Origin of the sequence: Erwinia rhapontici (assembly GCF_020683125.1) — a bacterium.
In the GTDB taxonomy this organism is placed as follows: domain Bacteria; phylum Pseudomonadota; class Gammaproteobacteria; order Enterobacterales; family Enterobacteriaceae; genus Erwinia; species Erwinia rhapontici.
On sequence record NZ_CP085627.1, the window covers coordinates 4831411 to 4857099 of the forward strand.

Consider the following 25689-nt stretch of genomic DNA (forward strand, 5'->3'; position numbering starts at 1 on the left):
GTTGCCTGCGCTCGTAAGCTCAGTCACATACTTATGTATGCTCCTTCCCTCACTTCACTGGCCGCCTTGTCACAGCGCAAAATCCTTCGGACTTAATTCCGGTAACAAGCTGAAAATCTCTTTTGCGTCTCTCTAACGCCACCAGAACGCTTCTGGCGTTGTAAGGTTAAGCCTCACGGGTCATTAGTACCGGTTAGCTCAACGCATCGCTGCGCTTACACACCCGGCCTATCAACGTCGTAGTCTTCAACGTCCCTTCAGGGGTCTCAAGGACCCAGGGAGAATTCATCTCGAGGCAAGTTTCGCGCTTAGATGCTTTCAGCGCTTATCTTTTCCGCACTTAGCTACCGGGCAATGCCATTGGCATGACAACCCGAACACCAGTGGTGCGTTCACTCCGGTCCTCTCGTACTAGGAGCAACCCCTCTCAATTCTCCAGCGCCCACGGCAGATAGGGACCGAACTGTCTCACGACGTTCTAAACCCAGCTCGCGTACCACTTTAAACGGCGAACAGCCGTACCCTTGGGACCTACTTCAGCCCCAGGATGTGATGAGCCGACATCGAGGTGCCAAACACCGCCGTCGATATGAACTCTTGGGCGGTATCAGCCTGTTATCCCCGGAGTACCTTTTATCCGTTGAGCGATGGCCCTTCCATTCAGAACCACCGGATCACTATGACCTGCTTTCGCACCTGCTCGAGCCGTCACTCTCGCAGTCAAGCTAGCTTATGCCATTGCACTAACCTCACGATGTCCGACCGTGATTAGCTAACCTTCGTGCTCCTCCGTTACTCTTTAGGAGGAGACCGCCCCAGTCAAACTACCCACCAGACACTGTCCCCACGCCGGATCACGGCGCCAGGTTAGAACATCAAACGTTAAAGGGTGGTATTTCAAGGTTGGCTCCACGCAGACTGGCGTCCACGCTTCAAAGCCTCCCACCTATCCTACACATCAAGGCTCAATGTTCAGTGTCAAGCTGTAGTAAAGGTTCACGGGGTCTTTCCGTCTTGCCGCGGGTACACTGCATCTTCACAGCGAGTTCAATTTCACTGAGTCTCGGGTGGAGACAGCCTGGCCATCATTACGCCATTCGTGCAGGTCGGAACTTACCCGACAAGGAATTTCGCTACCTTAGGACCGTTATAGTTACGGCCGCCGTTTACCGGGGCTTCGATCAAGAGCTTCTCCTTGCGGATAACCCCATCAATTAACCTTCCGGCACCGGGCAGGCGTCACACCGTATACGTCCACTTTCGTGTTTGCACAGTGCTGTGTTTTTAATAAACAGTTGCAGCCAGCTGGTATCTTCGACTGCCTTCAGCTCCAGGAGCAAGTCCCTTCACCTACCGACAGCGTGCCTTCTCCCGAAGTTACGGCACCATTTTGCCTAGTTCCTTCACCCGAGTTCTCTCAAGCGCCTTGGTATTCTCTACCTGACCACCTGTGTCGGTTTGGGGTACGATTCAATGTTACCTGATGCTTAGAGGCTTTTCCTGGAAGCAGGGCATTTGTTACTTCAGCACCGTAGTGCCTCGTCATCACGCCTCAGCCTTAAAGAGTTCCGGATTTGCCTGGAACTCAAGCCTACACGCTTAAACCGGGACAACCGTCGCCCGGCTAACATAGCCTTCTCCGTCCCCCCTTCGCAGTAACACCGAGTACAGGAATATTAACCTGTTTCCCATCGACTACGCCTTTCGGCCTCGCCTTAGGGGTCGACTCACCCTGCCCCGATTAACGTTGGACAGGAACCCTTGGTCTTCCGGCGAGCGGGCTTTTCACCCGCTTTATCGTTACTTATGTCAGCATTCGCACTTCTGATACCTCCAGCAAACCTCACAGTTCACCTTCGACGGCTTACAGAACGCTCCCCTACCCAACAATACTTGCGTATCGCTGCCGCAGCTTCGGTGCATGGTTTAGCCCCGTTACATCTTCCGCGCAGGCCGACTCGACCAGTGAGCTATTACGCTTTCTTTAAATGATGGCTGCTTCTAAGCCAACATCCTGGCTGTCTGTGCCTTCCCACATCGTTTCCCACTTAACCATGACTTTGGGACCTTAGCTGGCGGTCTGGGTTGTTTCCCTCTTCACGACGGACGTTAGCACCCGCCGTGTGTCTCCCGTGATAACATTCTTCGGTATTCGCAGTTTGCATCGGGTTGGTAAGCCGGGATGGCCCCCTAGCCGAAACAGTGCTCTACCCCCGAAGATGAGTTCACGAGGCGCTACCTAAATAGCTTTCGGGGAGAACCAGCTATCTCCCGGTTTGATTGGCCTTTCACCCCCAGCCACAAGTCATCCGCTAATTTTTCAACATTAGTCGGTTCGGTCCTCCAGTTAGTGTTACCCAACCTTCAACCTGCCCATGGCTAGATCACCGGGTTTCGGGTCTATACCCTGCAACTTAACGCCCAGTTAAGACTCGGTTTCCCTGCGGCTCCCCTATACGGTTAACCTTGCTACAGAATATAAGTCGCTGACCCATTATACAAAAGGTACGCAGTCACCTAACAAGTAGGCTCCCACTGCTTGTACGTACACGGTTTCAGGTTCTGTTTCACTCCCCTCGCCGGGGTTCTTTTCGCCTTTCCCTCACGGTACTGGTTCACTATCGGTCAGTCAGGAGTATTTAGCCTTGGAGGATGGTCCCCCCATATTCAGACAGGATGTCACGTGTCCCGCCCTACTCATCGAACTCACAGTAGGTGCATTTTTGTGTACGGGAGTATCACCCTGTACCCTGCGACTTTCCAGACGCTTCCACTAATGCACAAACTGATTCAGGTTCTGGGCTGTTCCCCGTTCGCTCGCCGCTACTGGGGGAATCTCGGTTGATTTCTTTTCCTCGGGGTACTTAGATGTTTCAGTTCCCCCGGTTCGCCTCATGCCACTATGTATTCATGACATGATAGTGTGTCGAAACACACTGGGTTTCCCCATTCGGGTATCGTCGGTTGTTGCGGTTCATATCACCTTACCGACGCTTATCGCAGATTAGCACGCCCTTCATCGCCTCTGACTGCCTAGGCATCCACCGTGTACGCTTAGTCGCTTAACCTCACAACCCACAAGCGTCCCGAAGAACACATTGCTGTTGTAAGCATTTGAGAGACTCGAACATATCGTTAATTTCATTCTTATTACGGAGAATGAAAACGACATGTCGTTTCAATTTTCAGCTTGTTCCGGATTGTTAAAGAGCAAATATCTCAAACGTGACTCGCCTTACGGCATAATCAGTTTTGAGATACTGGGTGATAACGACTTTCACTTCGTTACCGGTATGGCGTCCCCAAGGGGATTCGAACCCCTGTTACAGCCGTGAAAGGGCAGTGTCCTGGGCCTCTAGACGATGGGGACTCTGGTGTGACTTTTGCTCATTTCTTCTATCAGACAATCTGTGTGGACACTACGCGGGAAGGTATCTTCAGGTAAGGAGGTGATCCAACCGCAGGTTCCCCTACGGTTACCTTGTTACGACTTCACCCCAGTCATGAATCACAAAGTGGTAAGCGCCCTCCCGAAGGTTAAGCTACCTACTTCTTTTGCAACCCACTCCCATGGTGTGACGGGCGGTGTGTACAAGGCCCGGGAACGTATTCACCGTAGCATTCTGATCTACGATTACTAGCGATTCCGACTTCACGGAGTCGAGTTGCAGACTCCGATCCGGACTACGACGCACTTTATGAGGTCCGCTTGCTCTCGCGAGGTCGCTTCTCTTTGTATGCGCCATTGTAGCACGTGTGTAGCCCTGGCCGTAAGGGCCATGATGACTTGACGTCATCCCCACCTTCCTCCGGTTTATCACCGGCAGTCTCCTTTGAGTTCCCGACATTACTCGCTGGCAACAAAGGATAAGGGTTGCGCTCGTTGCGGGACTTAACCCAACATTTCACAACACGAGCTGACGACAGCCATGCAGCACCTGTCTCACGGTTCCCGAAGGCACTAAGGCATCTCTGCCGAATTCCGTGGATGTCAAGGCCAGGTAAGGTTCTTCGCGTTGCATCGAATTAAACCACATGCTCCACCGCTTGTGCGGGCCCCCGTCAATTCATTTGAGTTTTAACCTTGCGGCCGTACTCCCCAGGCGGTCGACTTAACGCGTTAGCTCCGGAAGCCACGCCTCAAGGGCACAACCTCCAAGTCGACATCGTTTACGGCGTGGACTACCAGGGTATCTAATCCTGTTTGCTCCCCACGCTTTCGCACCTGAGCGTCAGTCTTTGTCCAGGGGGCCGCCTTCGCCACCGGTATTCCTCCAGATCTCTACGCATTTCACCGCTACACCTGGAATTCTACCCCCCTCTACAAGACTCTAGTCTGCCAGTTTCGAATGCAGTTCCCAGGTTGAGCCCGGGGATTTCACATCCGACTTGACAGACCGCCTGCGTGCGCTTTACGCCCAGTAATTCCGATTAACGCTTGCACCCTCCGTATTACCGCGGCTGCTGGCACGGAGTTAGCCGGTGCTTCTTCTGCGGGTAACGTCAATCGACGAAGCTATTAACCTCATCGCCTTCCTCCCCACTGAAAGTACTTTACAACCCGAAGGCCTTCTTCATACACGCGGCATGGCTGCATCAGGCTTGCGCCCATTGTGCAATATTCCCCACTGCTGCCTCCCGTAGGAGTCTGGACCGTGTCTCAGTTCCAGTGTGGCTGGTCATCCTCTCAGACCAGCTAGGGATCGTCGCCTAGGTGAGCCATTACCCCACCTACTAGCTAATCCCACCTGGGCACATCCGATGGTGTGAGGCCCGAAGGTCCCCCACTTTGGTCCGAAGACGTTATGCGGTATTAGCTACCGTTTCCAGTAGTTATCCCCCTCCATCGGGCAGTTTCCCAGGCATTACTCACCCGTCCGCCACTCGTCACCCAAGGAGCAAGCTCCTCTGTGCTACCGTTCGACTTGCATGTGTTAGGCCTGCCGCCAGCGTTCAATCTGAGCCATGATCAAACTCTTCAATTAAAAGTTCGATTTGCTGCAACAAGTGCAGCGATGCTCAAGTGTAAAACGTCATAATGAATTTCATTATGTGTTCACTCTTAAGACTTGATATTTTTTTGTCACCCGGAGGTGACTGATATCAATCCTGCGAGTGCCCACACAGATTGTCTGATAAATTGTTAAAGAGCGGTGCAATCAGTGCCGAAGCTTCCTGTTGCGAGGTGGCGTATATTACGCTTTCCTCCTTCGGAGTCAACTTCTTTTTGAGAAGTTTTTCCGGCGCTATCAGTTACCTGACGCTCCTGACCCGGTGGCTTGTAAGCCGTTGTTCCGTGTCAGTGGAGGCGCAGTATAGGGATTTTCTGGAGAGTGACAAGGGCTAATTGCAAAAAACTTTCTGAGTGATGATTTTTTGCCCTAAAGTTCCCTAAAGCGCCAGTTTTTCGAGCTTTGCAAAGCCATATCGTTGTAAAACGGGCATTAATTGAACTGCCTGTTCAGTGATATCCATGCAGAACGCCATGTTCTCATCCTGAGAAAAAGCCTCAGGAGACTCATTTTCCAGCAACCACACCGTACGGCGGGCAATGGCAGCGCCAGAATCGATTAAACGAGTGCCTTCAGGCAGTACTTGCTGTAGCTCTTCACTGATAAGAGGGAAATGCGTGCAGCCAAGCACCACGGTATCGGGTGGCTCCTGCATCCGCAGCCAGGGTTGCAGAATACGTTTTACTTCTTCTATAGGAACAGGCTGACCATGCAGCTTAGCTTCTGCTAACTCCACCAGTTCCGCAGAGCCCAGCATCTCGGTTTTGCACTCACCACCAAAACGCGCCACCAGCTCTTTAGTATAAGGACGCTTTACTGTGCCACGCGTCGCCAGCAGACCAACCACGCCGTTACGGGTCAGACGTGCCGCTGGCTTAATCGCTGGCACAACACCGACAACAGGAAATTCAAAGCGTTCTCGCAGAGCAGGGAGCGTCACGGTGCTCGCCGAGTTACAGGCGATAACCACCAGCGCAAGAGGATAGAGCCGAGTGACCGCTTCCACGATGGTCACCACACGCTCGACGATAAACTCTTCCGACTTTTCGCCATAGGGGAAAGCAACGTTGTCGAAAGCATAGAGATAATGGAGATCCGGCAATAATTTGCGGATCTCATCATAGACAGAAAGCCCACCGACGCCGGAGTCAAAGACCAGCACGGTGGGGCGCGGTTTAGAAGGTGTAGCTGCCGCTGAGGTAGTATTCCCGTCCAGGGGTTTCATAGCCATACACTGTCTCGTAATCTTTATCGAACAGGTTGGCAATTCTACCACGAACAGTGAGATGGGATGTGATCGGATACGAAGCGGAGACATCGACCAGGCTGTAGCTCGGCATACGGCGCTGTGTAAACGCATACTGATTCGTATTATTATTATAGCTCTTACCAAAGTACTGATACGCCACATCCATATCAAAGCCAAACAGAGTCCAGTCAACCTGGTATTTCAGCTGCTGCTTAGAGCGGTGGGCCAGCACTTCATTATCCTGGTCACGACGTGGATCAAGATACTGCAGCGTCAGCCTGTGGCTGAACATGCCGGTATCCATATTCCCGGTCCACTCGACCCCTTTAATCGTTGCGGATTGCACATTGTAATAGGCACCCGTGAACGTACTGTCGTCATAAAAGTAATCGATCAGGTTATTGATTTTGTTCTCGTAGGCAGACAGACGCCAGTCAAGAGGACCACTCTGCCCCTCCAGCCCGACTTCCACCTGGTGTGACTTCTCCGCTTCAAGATTTGGATTAGCAGAGATGTACAAGCGGCTTTGACCGTACATTTGTCCCAGTGTAGGTGCCTGGAAACCCGTACCGTAAGAGAGCGTGACACGGTAATCCGGAATAAATTCCCAGCCAGCAGCCGCCTGCCAGGTCCCATTCCAGCCAAACTGGTTGTTATCATCACCTCTCACTGCGCCTTCAAGCGTCAGAGTATCAAAACGCTGTTGCGCGGTAAGGTAATAACCGGTGTTATTACGCTCATAGTCATCTGAGGCGTAACTATCCACGGAAGTCAGTTTTTGTTGCTGCCAGTCAATCCCCGCGCTCACGGTTCCCTGACCCACCAGGAAGCTGTTCCCCCACTGCACGTTACGCTGAGTCATATCGTCCAGGCTGGTGCCATTGTTATACAAACCCAACGTGCTGGCATAGTTGTAGTCTTTATACTGCTGGTAGCTGGCGTTTAGCTGAGAAGAGTAGATCCCCTGATTGAAAGTCAGTCCGGTTTCATAGGTATGATTATAAACTTGGCGTTTATCACCACCGTCCTGGTAACCCGCATCATAAGAGCTGTTATTACCGTAGCCATAGCCCCGCACGAACCCGCTGAAGTTTTCATTAAAGGTATGGCTAAGGCCAGCCCAGAAAGTCTTGCTACGGAAACCATCACGGTCGCTGTCTGTGCTATAGGTTGAATCAGGCTTGATGTTATAGCCATTGGTAGCCTGGAACGCCCCGGCCACCGTAACCAGCGTGCTGTCACCCACCTTCTGGCGTACTGCCCCATCATATTGCTGATAATGATTAGAACCCAGACCAACCTGGATCTCCCCACCCGGCCGATCGTCCTGGGTGATGATGTTTATCACCCCACCAATCGCATCTGCACCATAAACGGCAGATCTCGGGCCGCGGATCATCTCAATGCGCTGAATCAGAGAAAGTGGAATTTGACTAAAATCAGCAATCCCGGTAATACCGGATTTTGCCAGCGGGATACCATCGATCAGAACCAGCGTATGGCGGGCTTCAGCGCCACGAATATAGATATAGTTTGCCTGACCCATACCACCATTCTGAGCAACATCCACACCAGGCAGACGACGCATGACATCCATCAGAGATTTGGACTGCCAGCGTTCGATATCATCGCGGGTAACGATTTCAGTCGGTGCCAGTACCGTGTTCACAGGTTGCTGAAAACGATTCGCAGTCACAACCTGCGTTTCTTCTTTATTACTGTCCTGTGCAAAGCCGTTTTGCGCCCAGAGGGAAATTGCCGTAGCGCTAAACGCCAACAGCGTATTTTTTGTTGTAATCATGACCAAGCATCCAAAAAATGTGCAGGATGCCGCAGGCATACGATCGATAGCACGCGATGACCGTAAGAAATGCGACGTTAATCCGGCAGGTCTTCGGGCTCAGAATCGTTGGGTGGCAATGACTTCCCGTCAAAAGACAGTGTCTGCGTTACGCTATTGTCACGACATTCTATACCGCTGCGCGTCAGCTCCAGATTTACACTGGATTCCCTATTAACTCGTGGGAGGCCGGGGAACGCATTTTATGAACAAATGTGTTAGAAGTCCAGATATCCAGACATCCATAAAGGGTGAATCGTGGACAATACTGGACATGAGGTAAAGAATCCCTACAATCGCCCGGCTATCACTGCCACATACTCAGGAACGCCCATGACACCCGAACAACTGCCTGTTGAACACTATGACGACCAACTCACAGAGAAAGTGACACGACTGACATCCATGATGTCTGCGTTTAATGCTCCCAACGTCGAGGTCTTCCGTTCACCGGTCAGCCATTACCGGATGCGTGCAGAGTTCCGTATCTGGCATGACGGTGATGATCTGTACCATATTATTTTCGATCAGAAGACACATGACCGCATCCGGGTGGACAGCTTCCCCGCAGCCAGTGAGCTGATTAACCGCCTGATGCCCCGGCTGATCGATGCCGTGCGCGACCAGCGTGCACTGCGTTTTAAACTGTTCCAGATTGACTACCTGTCGACGGTCAGTGGGCAGGTCGTTGTCTCTATGCTCTATCATCGTAAGCTGGATGATGAATGGCAGCAGGCTGCCACGCTACTGCGTGATGCGCTGCGCGCTGAAGGTTTCGATCTGCACCTCATCGGCCGCGCGACTAAAACCAAAATCTGTCTGGATCAGGATTTCGTGGATGAGCGTCTGATGGTGGACGGGCGTGAGATGATCTATCGCCAGGTAGAAAACAGCTTTACGCAGCCAAATGCGGCAATGAATGTGAAGATGCTGGAATGGGCGCTGGATGCGACGCGCGATTGTCGCGGCGACCTGCTGGAACTGTACTGCGGCAATGGCAATTTCTCGCTGGCGCTGGCACGTAACTTCCGCCGCGTGCTGGCAACGGAAATCGCCAAACCGTCAGTCGCCTCTGCTCAGTACAATATCGCGGTAAACCAGATCGATAACGTCCAGATTATCCGTATGGCGGCAGAAGAGTTTACTCAGGCAATGAACGGAGAAAGAAGCTTCAGACGCCTGGAAGGCATCGATCTGACCAGCTACGAGTGTGAAACCATTTTCGTCGACCCTCCGCGCAGCGGCCTGGATGACGAAACGGTGAAGATGGTGCAGGCGTATCCACGTATCCTTTATATCTCCTGCAACCCGACAACGCTGTGCGAGAACCTCGCCACATTATCGGCTACTCATGAGATTACGCGTCTGGCCCTGTTCGACCAGTTCCCGTACACACACCATATGGAGTGCGGCGTTCTGCTGACTCGCCGCTAATCTGGCTCGGGCGATATCCATCGCCCGGCTTTCGCATTACACGCTGGAATGACGCGCGCGCCACTTAACAGCAATCCAGAACACCACCGCCACCATCAGAATGGTCGGCACAAAGTTTGAGCCAATCTCAGGATACTCCGCTCTGACAATCGCACTGTACAAGAGAATGCCCAACAGGAAGAATCCCGCAGCCAGCGAGGGCATACCGTCCGGCATGGCACGGTTAAGATAACGTTGATGCAGGCACCAGGCCGACAGACCCAATGCAATCAGAGGGAAAACAGAAAATGGCACCACTGCGCTGAACAGCACCGAAAACGAGCCGTTAATCGACAGCCCGGTAAGAAATGTTAACAGCAGAGTGCCTTTATCGCGGCCAGTCGCTAAATTCATGTCATCCCCTTGAATTTGTTCCAGTCGGCTAGGTTATTTGCCATGTAGGCCCTGACCAGGCCGCTTAGTCTTTTGCTTCCAGCGTCACCGCCAGCTTCTCCTGCTCACGTCGATACCAGTAATATGCCCCTTTCGAGATCATACGCAGTTGCAGTACCAGCCTTTCTTCCAACTGGCGTCGCTGATCGACATCAATATCCAGTGCTTCAGCACCGGCGTTAAACACGATAATGACCATCGCTTCTGCCTGCGCTTCGGTGAAGCTGCGCGGCATACGGTTCTCAACTTCCAGATAATCGGCCAGTTCGGCAATAAAGTGCTGAATTTCACGGGCAACAGCGGCACGAAATGCGGATGACGTGCCGGAGCGTTCACGCAGCAGTAACCGAAAGGCATTTGGGTTATTACCAATAAACTCCATAAAGGTAGAAACAGAAGTGCGGATGACACTGCCACCTTTGGCAATACGCTGACGCGCCTGGCGCATCAACTGTCGCAACATCAGACCACTTTCGTCCACCATGGTTAATCCCAATTCATCTACATCACGAAAGTGACGATAAAATGACGTTGGGGCAATCCCCGCCTCCCTGGCAACTTCCCGCAAACTGAGGCTGGCAAAACTACGTTCGGCACTGAGTTGACTGAATGCCGCTTCGATAAGTGAACGTCGTGTACGTTCTTTTTGCTGCGCTCTAACGCCCATTTTTGTGCCTGTTTAGCCTGCAAGTGGGCACTATAGCAAAAATTTCAGCGTACAGTGGGCCAAACTTTGTGAGCGGCTGTTAACCCTGTCATTTGGCATTTGATGGCAAAAAGCACGGTTAGAATTGGGAACTGAGGCGCGAGATGTTAGAATCTCGTTGTAAAATTGTATAAGAAAATAGGACGTATTGGTATGCAACAGTCTTATGATTACGACGCCATTGTCATTGGTTCCGGTCCTGGCGGTGAAGGTGCTGCGATGGGACTGGTGAAGCAAGGTGCACGTATTGCCGTCATCGAGCGCTACCACAATATTGGTGGCGGATGTACACACTGGGGAACAATCCCGTCGAAAGCGCTGCGTCACGCCGTCAGCCGCATTATCGAGTTCAACCAGAACCCACTGTATAGCGACCACACGCGTCTTCTCCGTTCTTCTTTCGCCGACATTCTGAATCACACCGAAAACGTTATCAGCCAGCAAACCCATATGCGCCAGGGTTTCTATGAGCGCAACCACTGTGAACTGTTCCAGGGGGATGCACGCTTTATCGATGCCAACACCATTGAAATCGAGAGCCACGATGGCAGCATTGAGCGCCTGACCGCAGGCAAGTTTGTCATCGCCTGCGGATCACGTCCTTACCATCCGCCGGATGTCGACTTTACCCACCCACGTGTTTATGACAGCGACTCCATCCTGAATCTGCACCATGAACCTGGTCATGTGATTATCTATGGCGCAGGGGTGATTGGCTGTGAGTATGCATCGATTTTCCGGGGTCTGTCCGTCAAAGTTGACCTGATCAATACCCGTGACCGTCTGCTGGCTTTCCTCGATCAGGAAATGTCTGACTCGCTGTCCTATCACTTCTGGAATAACGGCGTGGTCATACGCCACAACGAAGAGTTCGAGAAGATTGAAGGTGTGGCAGATGGTGTGATCATGCACCTGAAATCTGGAAAAAAACTCAAAGCAGACTGCCTGCTGTACGCCAACGGCCGCACCGGTAATACCGATGGGCTGGGGCTGGAAAATGTCGGACTGGAAGCGGATGGCCGCGGCCTGCTGAAGGTGAACAGTATGTATCAGACGGCGCAGCCGCATATCTATGCGGTAGGCGATGTCATCGGGTATCCGAGCCTCGCATCAGCCGCCTACGATCAAGGCCGCATTGCCGCTCAGGCGATGATCAAAGGCGAGGCCACCGCTCATCTGATCGAAGATATTCCTACAGGTATCTATACCATTCCGGAAATCAGCTCTGTCGGGAAAACCGAGCAGCAACTGACAGCAATGAAAGTGCCATATGAAGTGGGCCGTGCGCAGTTTAAACACCTGGCACGTGCGCAGATTGTTGGTATGAACGTTGGTAGTCTGAAAATTCTGTTCCACCGCGAAACCAAAGAGATCCTCGGTATTCACTGCTTCGGTGAACGTGCTGCGGAGATTATCCATATCGGCCAGGCGATTATGGAGCAGAAAAACGGTGGCAACACGATTGAGTACTTCGTGAATACCACCTTTAACTACCCCACCATGGCGGAAGCCTATCGGGTGGCGGCGCTTAACGGTTTAAACAGGCTGTTCTAAGCGGCCCATCACACCTCGCATATGCTCACGGATCGCCTCTGCCAGCTGTTCATAACGGCCACGCAGAGGTGAACCTGGGCGATACACCAGGGCGATAGTGCGCTGTGGTACCGGCTTATAGCAGGACAGATAACAGACGCCATCACGCACTCTTTCGTTCGGTACGGCCAGCGAAGGTAACAGTGTGATACCGCTGCCCGCCGCCACCATATTGCGCAGCGTTTCCAGACTGGTCGCACGGAAATGCGTATCTTCATCCGCCCCCGCCTGGAAGCAAAAGCCCATCGCCTGATCGCGCAGACAGTGACCATCTTCCAGCATCAGCAGTTTCTCCCCGGCCAGATCCGACATCGGAACACGATCGCGGTCGTGCCACGGGTGATCCGCATAGATCGCCAGTTTCATCGGCTCATCAAAGAGTGGGACTTCAATAAACGCTTCTGACTCTTTCACCAATGCCAGGATCGCACAGTCCAGCTTACCGCTGTCGAGTTGCGCCAGCAGTTGCTGCGTTTGTGCTTCGTGCAGATACATCTCCAGCTTAGGGAAGGTCTGATGAAGCGTAGGAATAATCTGCGGCAACAGATACGGGCCAACGGTCGGGATCAGCCCAATGTGCAGCGGGCCGGACATCGCCTCGCCTTGCTGGCTGGCCATCTCTTTCAGGACCTTGACCTCCCGCAGCACAGTCCGGGCCTGATCCACCAGCAGCAGACCTGCCTGAGTGAATAATACCTTGCGGCTGGTACGTTCCAGCAGCATCACCCCCAGCTCATCTTCCAGCTTGCGAATCTGGCCGCTTAACGTTGGCTGACTCACATGGCAGGCATCGGCTGCACGACGAAAATGGCGATGTTCTGCCAGCGAAACCAGATACTCCAGATCACGAATATTCATCTTATCCTCTTTTTCACGATAGCCCGTGACGATAGATAGCATAGCAACCAACGATTATCCCTATCAAGCCTGAATGATAATAATGTGCCGGTGCCAAAAAGGGGCACACCAAATTCAATCACCTTGAGGTCTTTTATGTTTGCAAGTCAGGAAGGTAAGTCCATCCCGCAGGTCACTTTTCACACACGTCAGGGCGACAGTTGGGTCGATGTCACTACTGATGAGCTGTTTAAAGACAAAACCGTGATCGTCTTTTCACTGCCGGGGGCTTTTACTCCTACCTGCTCCTCCAGCCACCTGCCGCGCTATAACGAACTCTCGGATGTGTTCAAAAAACATGGAGTGGACAGTATCCTGTGCGTCTCGGTTAACGATACTTTTGTGATGAATGCCTGGAAGGCCGATCAGAACGCCGGACACATTACCTTTATTCCTGACGGTAACGGTGAGTTCACCCGTGGCATGGAGATGCTGGTTGAGAAAGCCGATCTCGGCTTCGGTCCGCGTTCATGGCGTTACTCGATGCTGGTACGCAACGGTGTGGTAGAGAAGATGTTTGTAGAACCTAACAAGCCGGGCGACCCGTTTGAAGTGTCTGATGCAGACACCATGCTGCGCTACGTCGCACCAGAATTTAAAGTGCAGGAATCCGTTTCCCTGTTCACCAAACCAGGCTGTTCATTCTGCGCGAAAGCCAAACAGATGCTGTTAGATCGTGGAATTCAGTTCGAAGAGATCGTGCTGGGCCAGGATGCCACGACCGTCAGTTTGCGCGCCGTTACTGGCCGTGCCACTGTGCCGCAGGTGTTTATCGGTGGTCGCCATATTGGCGGAAGCGATGATTTAGAGCAGTTCTTTACGGCATAAACCGAACAGGGATGGGCATACCCATCCCCTATGTCATCCCAGGGGTCAGGCATACCTGACCCTATGCATGCCTGACACAAAAGGCATTACGCCAGACGCTGTTTCGCTTCAGTAATCGCTTTTGATACCTGATGCGGAGAGACACCGCCTTTCGCGTTACGCTTATCCAGGCAAGATTGCAGAGACAGGAACGGGTACACATCCTCTCCGATCACACTGCTGAACTTCTGTAAATCACCCAGCGTCAGCGCTTCCAGCGCCACACCCTGTTTAATCGCTTCGACCACGGTTTCACCTACAATATGGTGCGCTTCACGGAATGGCACGCCTTTCGCGACCAGATAATCCGCCAGCTCCGTCGAATTCGCGTAACCCTGCTCAGCGGCTTCCTGGCAACGTGGGCGTTTCACCTGAATACCATCCAGCACCAGTGCGGCCATATGCAGGCAGTCAGACCAGGTATCGAGCGCATCAAACAGCCCTTCTTTGTCTTCCTGCATATCTTTGTTATACGCCAGAGGCAGACCTTTCAGGGTCATGCTCATCGCGGTCAATGCGCCCTGTACGCGGCCGACTTTGCCACGGATCAGCTCCAGCGCATCCGGGTTTTTCTTCTGCGGCATCAGGGATGACCCCGAAGTGACCTTATCGGACAGCTCAACGAAACCGGATTCGCCGGTGTTGAAGAAGATCAGATCTTCCGCGAAACGCGACAGGTGAACCATGCCGATGGACGCATCAGACAGCAGTTCCAGCACATGGTCACGGTCAGACACGGTGTCCAGGCTGTTACGGGTCGCGGAGGCAAAACCTAACCAGCCTGCCAGTTGCTCACGGTCGATTTCGTACGCGGTTCCGGCCAGTGCGCCACAGCCCAACGGGCTGACGTCAAGACGCTTCAGCGTATCCTGCAGGCGGCTTTCATCGCGTGCCAGCATCTCAACGTAGGCCAGGCACCAATGTGCAAACGTCACCGGCTGGGCACGTTGCAGGTGGGTATAGCCCGGCATGACGGCGTCCTGATTGGCTTCCGCCGTCGCCACCAGCGCCTGCTGGAACTGGCGTGTGGCGATCAGCAGTTCGCTGACCTGCGCTTTACACCACAGTTTCAGATCGGTAGCGACCTGGTCATTACGGCTACGGCCAGTGTGGAGTTTTTTACCCAGCGCACCGACCTTGTCAATCAGTTTGCCTTCCACCCAGCTGTGAATATCTTCGGCATCGCTTTCCAGAATTTGCTGTGGGTTCGCGCGCACGTCTTCCAGCAGAACATTCAGCGCCACTTCCAGCTGCTGCTGTTCTTCTGTGGTTAATACATTGACCGTCACCAGCGCTTTGGACCAGGCAATGGAACCAGTGATGTCCTGCTCTGCCAGACGATAGTCGAAGCGCAGTGAGTCATTGAAGAGCTTGAAACGTTGATCTGCTGCCTGCGTAAACCGTCCACCCCAAAGTGCCATGATGCGTACTCCATTCAAATAATGTAATAAGGGCGGCACATGTGCCGCCCCTACGAATACCTGTAGGGACGAGTTGCCTCGCCCAAAAAATTACTTCTTCTCGTTCAGCGCACGGATGCGTGACGAGAGTGAGAACAGACGGATAAAGCCGCCAGCATGACGGTGATCGTATACTTCATCTTCACCGAAGGTCGCAAACTCTTCAGAGTACAGGCTGTTAGCAGATTTCTTCTGAATCGCGGTGACCTGGCCTTTATACAGTTGCAGAACCACTTCACCGTTCACTTCTTCTGCCAGGGCAGCGGCGGATGCCTGAATGGATTTACGCAGTGGCGCGAACCAACGACCATCGTAAACCACGTAGGACATTTCCAGGCCCAGCTGCTCGCGCCATTTGAAGCTGTCACGGTCCAGAACCAGCTGCTCAACCGCACGCAGCGCATTCACCATGATGGTGCCGCCCGGGGTTTCGTAACAGCCACGTGACTTGATGCCCACCAGGCGGTTTTCCACGATATCGATACGGCCAACACCGTGACGGGCACCGATAGCATTCAATTTGTCCAGGCAGCCGAACGGGCTTAACGCTTCACCGTTGACGGCAACTACGCGGCCTTTCTCAACGGCAACGGTCACCTGCTCCGGCTGGTCTGGTGCTTCCAGCGGATCCACGGTCCATACCCAGCAATCTTTGTTCGGTGCGTTCCACGGGCTTTCCAGCACGCCGCCTTCGGTCGAGATATGCCATGCGTTTTCATCACGGCTGTAGATTTTTTCCAGCGACGCGGTGGTCGGGATATTACGTTCTTTCAAGTAGTCCAGCAGGGCTTCACGGGAACGCAGGTTCCACTCGCGCCACGGTGCCACCACTTTCAGCTGCGGAGCCAGTGCGGTATAGGTGGTTTCGAAACGCACCTGGTCATTACCTTTACCGGTTGCGCCGTGGCACAGTGCATCTGCCCCCACTTTCAGTGCCAGCTCGACCTGAGCTTTAGCGATAATTGGGCGCGCCATTGACGTCCCCAGCAGGTAGGTGCCTTCATACAGGGCACCAGTCTGAAGCACCGGATACACGTACTCGCTGATGAACTCTTCCCGCAGGTCCACAACGTGGCATTCGGATGCACCGGATTGCAGCGCTTTCTGCTCTACACCTTCCAGATCGCCACGTTCCTGACCGATATCGGCCACGAATGCCACCACTTCACAGCCGCCGTAGTTCTCTTTCAGCCACGGAATAATGGCCGAAGTATCCAGACCGCCGGAGTAAGCCAGTACGATTTTCTTGATGCTTTTATCTTGCATTGTCTCTTCCTTCAATTTCCCATCATCTTTCACGCTGCAACTACGTTGGCTTCCTACACTCACCCCAGTCACTTAGTGAACTAAGCTCCCGGGGATTCATTCCGTCGCCGCCTTGCTGCAACCCGAAATTTTTCGGGAAAGGTTTATAATTAAGCGAGGATACGGGTGCCAATAGACACGCCGTTAAACAGGGCTGGCAGCTGTTCAGCATGGCGCCAGCTGGCAATATCTACCGGACGGCCCAGGGTACGGGCAGCGTCCAGTGCGGCATTCACCTTGACGATCATGCCGTCAGTGATCACGCCATCAGCAATCAGCTGTTCCGCTTTCTCCGCCGTCATCTCTTCAATGCGTTGTTTATTGGCATCGAGAATACCACTCACGTCAGAGAGCAGAATCAGGTCTGCACCCAGAGTGGCGGCCAGCGCCGTCGCGGCCTGATCGGCGTTAACGTTCATCAGCAGGCCATCCTGAGTAATACCTATCGAACTCACGACTGGCAGATAACCCGCCTCCAGCAGTGTGGCGATCAACCGTGGCGATCCCGGTGTTGCCAGGCCCACGTGCCCGAGTTCATCATCAAACTGCGCCACATTGACGCTGCCGCCGTCACCGAGGCACAGGCCAACGGCATCAATGCCATGTTTTTTCGACCAGGCCAGCAGGGTTTTGTTCGCCGTCCCGGCCAGTGCGCCGGTAATAATGTCAATCTGATCGGCGGGTGTCACGCGCAGGCCGTTTTTCTTCTTCACCGGCAGCGCAAGCTTAGTCATCAGCTCATCCACCAGGCAGCCACCACCGTGAACAATCAGCAGTGGGCGTTGGTGGGCAGCACGGTAGGTCACCAGGGCGTCAAACAGCCGCTCCAGCGCTTCTTCGCTGTCCAGCAACACACCACCCAACTTGATAATTAACGGATTTGTCATGAAAGTCACTCGCTCACTGTGAGTCATTGCGCTTCAGGGCTGCCAAAACGCCTGTTGAACTGCTACCGTGGAAGACAAATTTATCGGTTTCCATCCGGTCGTCGTTAATGTATTTTTATTCACTATTAATGCATGAATATTGATACTATCCTAACTCAAGGACTGTCAACAGTGAAGACAAAATTACCCCCTTTTATCGAGATTTACCGCCAGTTGATTGCTACGCCATCAATCAGTGCAACCGACAGTGCGCTCGATCAGAGTAATCAGACTTTAATCAATTTACTGGCCGGCTGGTTCCGCGATATTGGCTTCAGCGTGGAAGTCCAACCCGTTCCCGGTACGCGCAACAAATTCAATATGCTGGCGAAGAGCGGCCACGGCGCCGGCGGGCTGCTGCTGGCGGGTCATACCGATACCGTTCCCTTCGACGATGGCCGCTGGACGCGCGATCCCTTTACCCTGACCGAGCACGACAACAAACTGTACGGTCTGGGCACCGCCGATATGAAAGGCTTCTTCGCCTTCATTTTAGATACCCTGCGTGATATTGACGTTTCAACGCTGAAAAAACCGCTGTATATCCTCGCCACCGCTGACGAAGAAACCACGATGGCAGGCGCGAAGTTTTTCTCAGAAACCACCAGCCTGCGCCCGGACTGCGCCATTATCGGTGAACCCACCTCACTGAAACCGGTTCGCGCCCACAAAGGCCATCTCTCCAATGTGATTCGCATTCAGGGCCAGTCCGGCCACTCAAGCGATCCAGGACGCGGCGTCAACGCCATTGAGCTGATGCACGAGTCGATTACCCAACTGATGGAACTGCGTAATACGCTAAAAACGCGCTACCACCATGACGGATTCGCCATTCCCTATCCGACCATGAACTTTGGCCATATCAACGGTGGCGACGCTGCCAACCGTATCTGCGCCTGTTGTGAATTGCATATGGATATCCGCCCACTGCCAGGCCTGACGTTAAGCGACCTTGACGGTTTGCTGAATGAAGCGCTGGCACCCGTCAGTGCACGCTGGCCAGGCCGCCTGACCGTGGGTGAACTGCATCCCCCGATCCCGGGTTATGAGTGCCCGCGCGAGCATCAGCTGGTACAGGTCGTGGAGAAATTGCTGGGGACAGAAACGGAAGTAGTGAACTACTGTACCGAGGCGCCATTTATTCAGGAAATCTGCCCGACGCTGGTTTTAGGCCCAGGATCGATCGATCAGGCACACCAGCCGGATGAATTTATTGACACGGCATTTATCAAACCTACCCGGGAGTTAATCGCCCAGGTGGTGCATCATTTTTGCCATCACTGAGTAAAAAAGGGGGTAAATGACTGCCAAAACAGCCGTTTGCCACCGATTTCAATTATTCTGGTTGATAAGAATAACTTATCTCACTCCGTTGTAATTAAATTTCATAAATTCCCGCTATTTAGCGTCACGATGCGGCAAATTTAAGTCAATTGACGAATGGTTGCTAACGTGGCTAGATAAAAGGCTAAGTTATGCCCACAAGGGTTATTTATAGCCAAAATAGTTGAAGTTGCAGCAAGGCGGCAAAAGAGCGAGTCCCGATGAGCTTACATTAGTCAGTGATTCGGGTGAGTGAGAGCAGCCAACGTAGTTGCAGCTTCAAGTATGACGGATATTAAAGTTACAAATACAAGAAGGGTGTCAGGGGTCATATGAACGAACAATATTCCGCAATGCGAAGTAATGTCAGTATGCTCGGCAAACTGCTCGGGGATACGATTAAGGATGCACTGGGAGAGAACATCCTGGACCAGGTAGAAACCATCCGTAAGCTCTCTAAGTCATCACGTGCGGGAAATGATGCCCACCGTCAAGAGTTGCTGTCCACGCTGCAAAATCTGTCCAATGACGAACTGTTGCCGGTTGCCCGCGCTTTCAGCCAGTTCCTCAACCTGACCAACGTGGCCGAGCAGTACCACACCATTTCGCCAAAAGGCGAAGGTGCGAATCACCCGGAGCTCTTGGCAAAGACGTTTGAACGCCTGAAGCAGCAGCCGGACCTGACCGAAGCCGCCGTTCGTGAAGCTATTGAGTCCCTGTCGCTTGAACTTGTTCTGACCGCGCACCCGACTGAAATCACCCGCCGCACCTTGATCCATAAGCTGGTAGAAGTGAATACCTGCCTGCAACAGCTGGATCACAATGACCTGTCTGATTATGACCACGGCAAGATCATGCGCCGCCTGCGTCAGCTGGTTGCACAGGCCTGGCATACCGATGAAATTCGTAAATACCGCCCGACACCGGTCGATGAAGCTAAATGGGGCTTTGCGGTCGTCGAAAACAGCCTGTGGGAAGGTGTTCCTCACTTCCTGCGCGAGCTAAACGAACAGGTTGAAGCCGCTTTTGGTTACACCCTGCCGGTTGATTTTGTCCCCGTGAAATTTACCTCCTGGATGGGCGGCGACCGCGACGGCAACCCGAACGTCACGGCCGACATCACTCGCCATGTTTTACAACTGAGCCGCTGGAAAGCGACCGACCTGTTCCTGCGTGATATCGCCGTGCTGGTTTCTGAGCTGTCGATGTCTGAATGTACGCCAGAAGTCCGTGAGCTGTGTGGTAACCCGGAAGCCCTGGAACCTTACCGCGAGATCATGAAAAACCTCCGTGGCCAGCTGATGAGCACTCAGGCTTATCTCGAACGCCGCCTGAAGGGCGAGCGCTTACCACGCCCGGCCAATTTACTGATCTCCAACGACCAGCTGTGGGAACCACTGTACACCTGCTACCAGTCACTGCAGGCGTGTGGCATGGGCATCATCGCGAACGGTCAGCTTCTTGATACCCTGCGCCGCGTGAAGTGCTTTGGCGTTCCACTGGTGCGTATTGACCTGCGCCAGGAGAGTACCCGCCACACTGAAGCCATTGCAGAGATCACCCGTTACCTCGGTCTTGGCGACTATGAAAGCTGGTCAGAGGCCGACAAACAGGCCTTCCTGATCCGTGAACTGAATTCCAAGCGTCCGTTGATGCCGCGCCAGTGGGAACCCAGCGCCGACACCAAAGAAGTGCTGGATACCTGCCGCGTGGCCGCAGAAGTGCCTCAGGGTTCGATTGCTGCCTATGTGATCTCGATGGCGAAAACGCCGTCAGACGTGCTGGCGGTTCACCTGCTGCTGAAAGAAGCGGGCATTACTTACGCCATGCCGGTCGCACCGCTGTTTGAGACCCTCGATGACCTGAATAACGCCAACGACGTGATGAGCCAGCTGCTCAACATTGACTGGTATCGCGGCCTGATTCAGGGCAAACAGATGGTGATGATTGGCTATTCTGACTCCGCGAAAGATGCGGGCGTGATGGCAGCAAGCTGGGCACAATACCAGGCCCAGGATGCACTGATCAAAACCTGCGAGAAAGCGGGTATCACCCTGACGCTGTTCCATGGACGCGGTGGCTCAATCGGCCGTGGTGGTGCGCCAGCGCATGCGGCATTGCTGTCTCAGCCTCCGGGCAGCCTGAAAGGTGGCCTGCGTGTCACCGAACAGGGTGAGATGATCCGCTTCAAATACGGCCTGCCAGAAGTCACCATCAGCAGCCTGTCGCTGTACACCGGCGCGATCCTCGAAGCTAACCTGCTGCCACCACCGGAGCCGAAAGCAGAGTGGAACAGCATCATGGATCAGCTCTCTGATGTTTCCTGCAAAATGTATCGTGGCTATGTGCGTGAACACGCCGATTTCGTGCCGTACTTCCGCTCCGCCACACCGGAGCTGGAGCTGGCCAAATTACCCCTGGGTTCGCGTCCGGCTAAACGTCGTCCGACGGGGGGTGTCGAATCACTGCGCGCCATTCCGTGGATCTTCGCCTGGACGCAAAACCGCCTGATGCTGCCTGCCTGGTTAGGTGCCGGTGCCGCATTGCAGAAAGCGATGGAAGATGGTCATCAGGAAACGCTGGAGACCATGTGTCGTGACTGGCCCTTCTTCTCTACCCGCCTGGGGATGCTGGAAATGGTGTTCTCGAAAGCCGACCTGTGGCTGGCGGAGTACTACGATCAGCGCCTGGTCGAGAAGTCGCTGTGGGCACTGGGCAAACAGCTACGTGACCAGCTGGACTCCGATATTAAAGCGGTGCTGACCATCGCCAACGATTCCCATCTGATGGCCGACCAGCCGTGGATTGCCGAATCGATTGCGCTACGTAACGTCTACACTGACCCACTGAACGTATTGCAGGCCGAACTGTTACATCGTTCACGCCAGCAGGAAGCAGAAGGCGCAGAGCCGGATGCCCGCGTTGAGCAGGCACTGATGGTGACGATTGCCGGGGTGGCGGCAGGGATGCGTAATACCGGTTAATCTGGCCTCACGGGCCGATCGGAAAAAATGATCGGCCCCTACAGATGTTCGCCCGCCACGATCAAAAAAGGACGCTTTCGCGTCCTTTTTTGATCGTGGCGCCCCTCTCAGGCGATGATCTGCGCCCCCGGGCGTACGCCCAGCGTATGGCAAATGGCATAGCTCATTTCGGCACGGTTCAGCGTGTAGAAATGGAAATCTTTCACCCCTTCGCGGCTGAGGATCTTCACCATATCCATCGCGACATTGGCACCCACCATTTTGCGGGTTTCCGGGTCGTTATCCAGTCCTTCAAACATGCTGGTCATCCAGCCCGGTACGCGCACGTTAGTCATGGTGGCAAAGCGCTGCAACTGCTTAAAGTTCGACACCGGCAGAATACCCGGGACAATCTCAACATCAATACCGGTAGACACGCAACGGTCACGAAAACGCAGGTAACTTTCTACATCAAAGAAGAACTGAGTGATCGCGCGGTTCGCGCCGGCATCAATTTTACGTTTCAGGTTGATCAGGTCGGCCTGTGCGCTTTTCGCTTCCGGATGCACTTCCGGGTAGGCCGCGACAGAAATATCGAAATCACCCACTTCTTTCAGCAAGGCGACCAGGTCAGCCCCGTACATTTCCGGCTTGCCACCGCCCGGCGGCAGGTCACCGCGCAGCGCCACAATATGACGGATGCCGTTGTCCCAGTAATCCTGGGCAATGGCGCGCAGTTCATCGCGGGTAGCATCAACACAGGTCAGGTGCGGGGCGGCTTCCAGACCGGTACGGTCTTTAATGCCTTTGATAATGCTGTGGGTACGATCACGTTCACCGGAGTTGGCACCGTAAGTGACCGAAACGAATTTTGGCTTCAGGCTGCTAAGGCGATCGATTGAGCTCCACAGAGTGTCTTCCATTTCACTGGTACGCGGTGGAAAGAACTCAAAGGAAACGTTAATTTGCCCGCTGATTTCGGCAAGACTTTGGTTCAATGCTTCGCGCTGGTTTGCGTGGAAAAAACTCATACCCGTTACCTCATCGATCGCTGCTGAAGATGGTTCGCTACCTTGACCGTCTATCCGTTTAGACGTCCAGACATTCAAAATGACGGAAATTGGTTATTCAGTCAACAGATAAATGATGGCCAGGCGTGACAAATCCTCAACAAAGATGAGGGAAATTCATGAAGGTGGGATGTGGCGAAGGGGCCAGGCGTGCCTGGCCCAAATGAGGAGGAGATTACAGCAACTGTGCCAGGCGGTTGAGATCCGACTGAATGGCTCCGGCAGTGACATCGCGCCCTGCACCTGGCCCACGGATCACCAGGGGATTATCGCGATACCAGCGGCTTTCGATAGCGAACACGTTATCACACGGCAACAGCGCCGCCAGCGGATGATCGTCACGCACGGCTTCCACGCCAACACGCGCTTTGCCGTTGGCATCGAAACGTGCGACGTAGCGCAGTACCAGTCCCAGTTCCTGAGCGGCTTCAAAGCGCTGGACCATCTGGTCATTCAACTCATCGGCATTCTCAAAGAAGTCATCCACCGATCCCGACTGGTAGCTGGCGGGAACCAGCGACTCAACGCGTACCTGGTCAGGTTCAATATCGTAGCCCGCCTCACGCGCCAGAATCACCAGCTTACGCATCACATCCTGGCCGGAGAGGTCGACACGCGGATCGGGTTCAGTCAGACCCTGCTGCCACGCCTGATCCACCAGTTCGGTAAAGGGCACCGTGCCATCAAATTGCAGGAACAGCCACGAGAGCGTGCCGGAGAAGATACCGCTGATCGACAAAATGCTGTCACCGCTTTCACGCAGATCGCGCACCGTGTGGTTCACCGGCAACCCGGCACCGACCGTGGCGTTATACAACCAGTGGCGCCCGGTTTTCGCAAACGCATCGCGGATCTGGCGATAGCTATTGCTACTGGCCGCGCCTGCCACTTTGTTCGCACCAATCACGTGGAAACCGTAGCTGGCGAAATCTAAGTACTGCGCAGCCAGCGTTTCACTGGCGGTCACATCCAGCACCACCAGATCGTCAAACGGATGAGCGCGCATCCACAGGAACAACGACTCCTGGTCCTGCTCTACCGCTTCCTCTTCAAAGAAGGCCAGCGCGCGGCTGGCATCCAGCCCGTCGTAACTCAACAGACTGCGGCGGCTGTCCACCACTCCGGCAAGAATAAATTCAAACCCGGTGCGCGCAGAAAGGGTTTCCTGCTCACGGGCAAACAGCTCCAGCCAGCGGGAACCGATGTTGCCTTTGCCAAACAGCACCAGGCCTACCTGCTTCTCCGCACGGAACAGCGTCTGATGCAGGCCCCGGATAAGATGTTCCGTCGGCCCGACGCGCAGCACCGCCACCAGGCTGATGCCTTCCTGTGACTGGCAGATAAATTCCACCGGCTGATCTTTCATCTGCTGCCAGAAACGGTGACTGTGTAGCGGGTTACGGCAAACGCCTGCCCCCACCATCGCCACCATTGCCATGCCTTCACGCAGCTGCAAACGCCCCGGTAATCCGGCATCCTCCAGCAGAGTCAGGGCACTGTTTACCACTTCCGAGGTGTAGCACAGCTGTAACAGATTACGGTCAGGATGAACGCCGGTTGCCAGCGGACGAACCTGTGCACGCTTCAGTAGCTGATCGATCTCTTTATGCCGCGCAGCAAAATCATGCTGTGCAGGTACATGGAATTCAATCAGACAAACATCATCATGGCTGGTCACGATACGCGCCCCGGTGCCTGAAGCCAGCACGCGTTCAATACGTGTTGATCCCTGTTCTGGCTGATAGCTGCAACGCAGTTGCAGATCGATATCGCTGCCTGAAACCGGCTGAAGCGTACGCGTATGCAGGACCGGAGCCGCCAGACGTGCCAGCTCACTGGCTTCATCCAGACGCAGCAGCGGCAGCAAACACGCATCTTTCACTTTACGCGGGTCAGCACTGTACACGCCAGCCACGTCACTCCAGATGGTCACGCGTGTCACACCGGCCAGCGCACCGATCTGCGTTGCAGAATAGTCACTGCCGTTACGCCCCAACAGCACCGTTTCACCCGCATCATTTGCGCAGATAAAACCAGTGACCACCAAACGCTGTTCAGGACGCTGCGCCATCAACTGCTGTAACAGCGGCTGTGACTTCGCTTCATCCACCTGCGGCTGTGCGGCACGTTCGGCGCGTAAAAAATCGCGAGCATCCAGCCAGCCTGCGTGAATATCCCGCTGGTTCAGCACCGCTGACATCAGACGTGCCGACCAGATTTCACCGTGCCCCACGACTTGTGCATAAACTGCATCAGTGATTTTGTTATCCAGCAGGACGGCCAGTTTTTCGAGGTCATGAATAAACTCAGCAATCAGCGGTTCAGCGACATCCGACGGTAACAGACTGCTAATCAGCTCACTCTGATAACGGCGTAATGCCTGTTGCACCTGGTGCGCAGACAACCGATCATTCTGACTCAGCTTAAGCCAACTAATCAGCTGGTTAGTGGTACTGCCGGCTGCCGAGACCACCATCAGGTCACCCGGCTGGCTGTACTCTGCCATGATCCCGGCAACACGCAGGTAGCATTTGGCATCGGCCAGGCTACTGCCACCAAATTTATGTAACTGCCGCGAACTGTCTGCCCCTGCCACTGCTGAATAACTCATG

General features: G+C 53.9%; 15 protein-coding genes, 1 tRNA gene, 2 rRNA genes and 1 riboswitch. Of the genes, 5 read left to right on the forward strand and 13 right to left on the reverse strand.

The window, feature by feature from the left end:
• Window positions 1-162: 162 nt before the first annotated feature.
• The 5 genes from LJN55_RS22275 to btuB all read right to left on the reverse strand — a co-directional run bounded on the left by LJN55_RS22275 (window position 163) and on the right by btuB (window position 8062).
• Window positions 163-3068, reverse strand: a 23S ribosomal RNA gene (locus tag LJN55_RS22275).
• A gap of 226 nt (window positions 3069-3294) precedes the next feature.
• Window positions 3295-3370, reverse strand: a tRNA-Glu gene (locus tag LJN55_RS22280).
• Between the two features lie 72 nt (window positions 3371-3442).
• Window positions 3443-4985 (reverse strand): 16S ribosomal RNA (locus LJN55_RS22285).
• Together the 16S and 23S rRNA genes with 1 tRNA gene alongside form the textbook arrangement of a ribosomal RNA operon.
• A 406-nt stretch (window positions 4986-5391) precedes the next feature.
• Window positions 5392-6243, reverse strand: a complete 852-nt coding sequence (gene murI / locus LJN55_RS22290) for a glutamate racemase (protein ID WP_133846334.1) — start codon at window positions 6241-6243, stop codon at window positions 5392-5394.
• Window positions 6188-8062 carry a TonB-dependent vitamin B12 receptor BtuB gene (gene btuB, locus LJN55_RS22295; protein ID WP_227535316.1) on the reverse strand — a complete coding sequence of 625 codons (1875 nt, stop codon included), beginning with the start codon at window positions 8060-8062 and terminating at the stop codon, window positions 6188-6190. The genes murI and btuB overlap by 56 nt, the downstream gene beginning before the upstream one ends.
• 67 nt (window positions 8063-8129) lie before the next feature.
• Window positions 8130-8309: riboswitch (cobalamin riboswitch) on the reverse strand.
• A 125-nt stretch (window positions 8310-8434) separates the two neighbouring features.
• Between btuB and trmA the strand changes: the two genes are divergently transcribed.
• Window positions 8435-9535, forward strand: coding sequence for a tRNA (uridine(54)-C5)-methyltransferase TrmA (trmA, locus tag LJN55_RS22300; protein ID WP_133846336.1), 1101 nt, complete (start codon window positions 8435-8437; stop codon window positions 9533-9535).
• Between the two features lie 36 nt (window positions 9536-9571).
• Here the strand turns inward: trmA and LJN55_RS22305 are convergent, their stop codons facing one another.
• Together LJN55_RS22305 and fabR are read right to left on the reverse strand one after the other, a co-directional pair.
• Window positions 9572-9928, reverse strand: a complete 357-nt coding sequence (locus LJN55_RS22305) for a YijD family membrane protein (RefSeq protein WP_133846337.1) — start codon at window positions 9926-9928, stop codon at window positions 9572-9574.
• Between the two features lie 64 nt (window positions 9929-9992).
• A complete protein-coding gene (gene fabR / locus LJN55_RS22310; RefSeq protein ID WP_133846338.1) occupies window positions 9993-10634 on the reverse strand; it encodes an HTH-type transcriptional repressor FabR in 642 nt (213 codons plus the stop codon).
• Window positions 10635-10826: 192 nt separating this feature from the next.
• On the opposite strand from fabR, the gene sthA reads away from it, so the two are divergent.
• The gene (gene sthA / locus LJN55_RS22315) at window positions 10827-12227 is read left to right on the forward strand and encodes a Si-specific NAD(P)(+) transhydrogenase (RefSeq protein ID WP_133846339.1); all 1401 of its coding nucleotides are present in this window, start codon (window positions 10827-10829) and stop codon (window positions 12225-12227) included.
• On the opposite strand, the gene oxyR is transcribed toward sthA, so the two are convergent.
• Window positions 12210-13124: a DNA-binding transcriptional regulator OxyR gene (gene oxyR, locus LJN55_RS22320; RefSeq protein ID WP_133846340.1), complete on the reverse strand. Its 915-nt coding sequence runs from the start codon at window positions 13122-13124 to the stop codon at window positions 12210-12212. The genes sthA and oxyR overlap by 18 nt on opposite strands.
• A 135-nt stretch (window positions 13125-13259) precedes the next feature.
• On the opposite strand from oxyR, the gene LJN55_RS22325 reads away from it, so the two are divergent.
• Window positions 13260-13991 (forward strand): glutathione peroxidase, encoded by a 732-nt coding sequence (locus LJN55_RS22325; RefSeq protein WP_133846341.1) that lies wholly within the window; start codon window positions 13260-13262, stop codon window positions 13989-13991.
• A gap of 86 nt (window positions 13992-14077) precedes the next feature.
• Here LJN55_RS22325 and argH read toward each other — a convergent pair whose 3' ends face one another.
• The 3 genes from argH to argB form a co-directional block, all read right to left on the reverse strand.
• Window positions 14078-15451: an argininosuccinate lyase gene (gene argH / locus LJN55_RS22330; RefSeq protein ID WP_133846342.1), complete on the reverse strand. Its 1374-nt coding sequence runs from the start codon at window positions 15449-15451 to the stop codon at window positions 14078-14080.
• Window positions 15452-15541: 90 nt separating this feature from the next.
• Entirely contained in the window at window positions 15542-16756 is a 1215-nt protein-coding gene (locus tag LJN55_RS22335) for an argininosuccinate synthase (protein ID WP_133846343.1), read from the reverse strand.
• Window positions 16757-16905: 149 nt separating this feature from the next.
• Entirely contained in the window at window positions 16906-17682 is a 777-nt protein-coding gene (gene argB / locus LJN55_RS22340; protein ID WP_200643382.1) for an acetylglutamate kinase, read from the reverse strand.
• Between the two features lie 171 nt (window positions 17683-17853).
• Here argB and argE point away from each other — a divergent pair, with 171 nt between their 5' ends.
• The gene (argE, locus tag LJN55_RS22345; RefSeq protein ID WP_133846345.1) at window positions 17854-19005 is read left to right on the forward strand and encodes an acetylornithine deacetylase; all 1152 of its coding nucleotides are present in this window, start codon (window positions 17854-17856) and stop codon (window positions 19003-19005) included.
• 371 nt (window positions 19006-19376) lie between these two features.
• On the forward strand, window positions 19377-22028 hold the full coding sequence (ppc, locus tag LJN55_RS22350; RefSeq protein WP_227535319.1) for a phosphoenolpyruvate carboxylase: 2652 nt from the start codon (window positions 19377-19379) through the stop codon (window positions 22026-22028).
• 107 nt (window positions 22029-22135) lie between these two features.
• On the opposite strand, the gene metF is transcribed toward ppc, so the two are convergent.
• On the reverse strand, window positions 22136-23038 hold the full coding sequence (gene metF / locus LJN55_RS22355; RefSeq protein WP_133846347.1) for a methylenetetrahydrofolate reductase: 903 nt from the start codon (window positions 23036-23038) through the stop codon (window positions 22136-22138).
• Between the two features lie 214 nt (window positions 23039-23252).
• Complete coding sequence (locus LJN55_RS22360) at window positions 23253-25688, reverse strand: bifunctional aspartate kinase/homoserine dehydrogenase II (RefSeq protein ID WP_133846348.1); 2436 nt, start codon at window positions 25686-25688, stop codon at window positions 23253-23255.
• Window position 25689 lies beyond the last annotated feature (1 nt).

Excerpts from the sequence above, each read along its gene's own strand:
- trmA (WP_133846336.1), top strand. The coding sequence starts at position 8,435 with ATGACACCCGAACAACTGCCTGTTGAACACTATGACGACCAACTCACA.
- metF (WP_133846347.1), bottom strand. The coding sequence starts at position 23,038 with ATGAGTTTTTTCCACGCAAACCAGCGCGAAGCATTGAACCAAAGTCTT.
- btuB (WP_227535316.1), bottom strand. The coding sequence starts at position 8,062 with ATGATTACAACAAAAAATACGCTGTTGGCGTTTAGCGCTACGGCAATT.
- ppc (WP_227535319.1), top strand. The coding sequence starts at position 19,377 with ATGAACGAACAATATTCCGCAATGCGAAGTAATGTCAGTATGCTCGGC.
- LJN55_RS22305 (WP_133846337.1), bottom strand. The coding sequence starts at position 9,928 with ATGAATTTAGCGACTGGCCGCGATAAAGGCACTCTGCTGTTAACATTT.
- LJN55_RS22335 (WP_133846343.1), bottom strand. The coding sequence starts at position 16,756 with ATGCAAGATAAAAGCATCAAGAAAATCGTACTGGCTTACTCCGGCGGT.
- sthA (WP_133846339.1), top strand. The coding sequence starts at position 10,827 with ATGCAACAGTCTTATGATTACGACGCCATTGTCATTGGTTCCGGTCCT.
- LJN55_RS22325 (WP_133846341.1), top strand. The coding sequence starts at position 13,260 with ATGTTTGCAAGTCAGGAAGGTAAGTCCATCCCGCAGGTCACTTTTCAC.
- LJN55_RS22360 (WP_133846348.1), bottom strand. The coding sequence starts at position 25,688 with ATGAGTTATTCAGCAGTGGCAGGGGCAGACAGTTCGCGGCAGTTACAT.
- argB (WP_200643382.1), bottom strand. The coding sequence starts at position 17,682 with ATGACAAATCCGTTAATTATCAAGTTGGGTGGTGTGTTGCTGGACAGC.
- argH (WP_133846342.1), bottom strand. The coding sequence starts at position 15,451 with ATGGCACTTTGGGGTGGACGGTTTACGCAGGCAGCAGATCAACGTTTC.
- oxyR (WP_133846340.1), bottom strand. The coding sequence starts at position 13,124 with ATGAATATTCGTGATCTGGAGTATCTGGTTTCGCTGGCAGAACATCGC.
- fabR (WP_133846338.1), bottom strand. The coding sequence starts at position 10,634 with ATGGGCGTTAGAGCGCAGCAAAAAGAACGTACACGACGTTCACTTATC.
- murI (WP_133846334.1), bottom strand. The coding sequence starts at position 6,243 with ATGGCTATGAAACCCCTGGACGGGAATACTACCTCAGCGGCAGCTACA.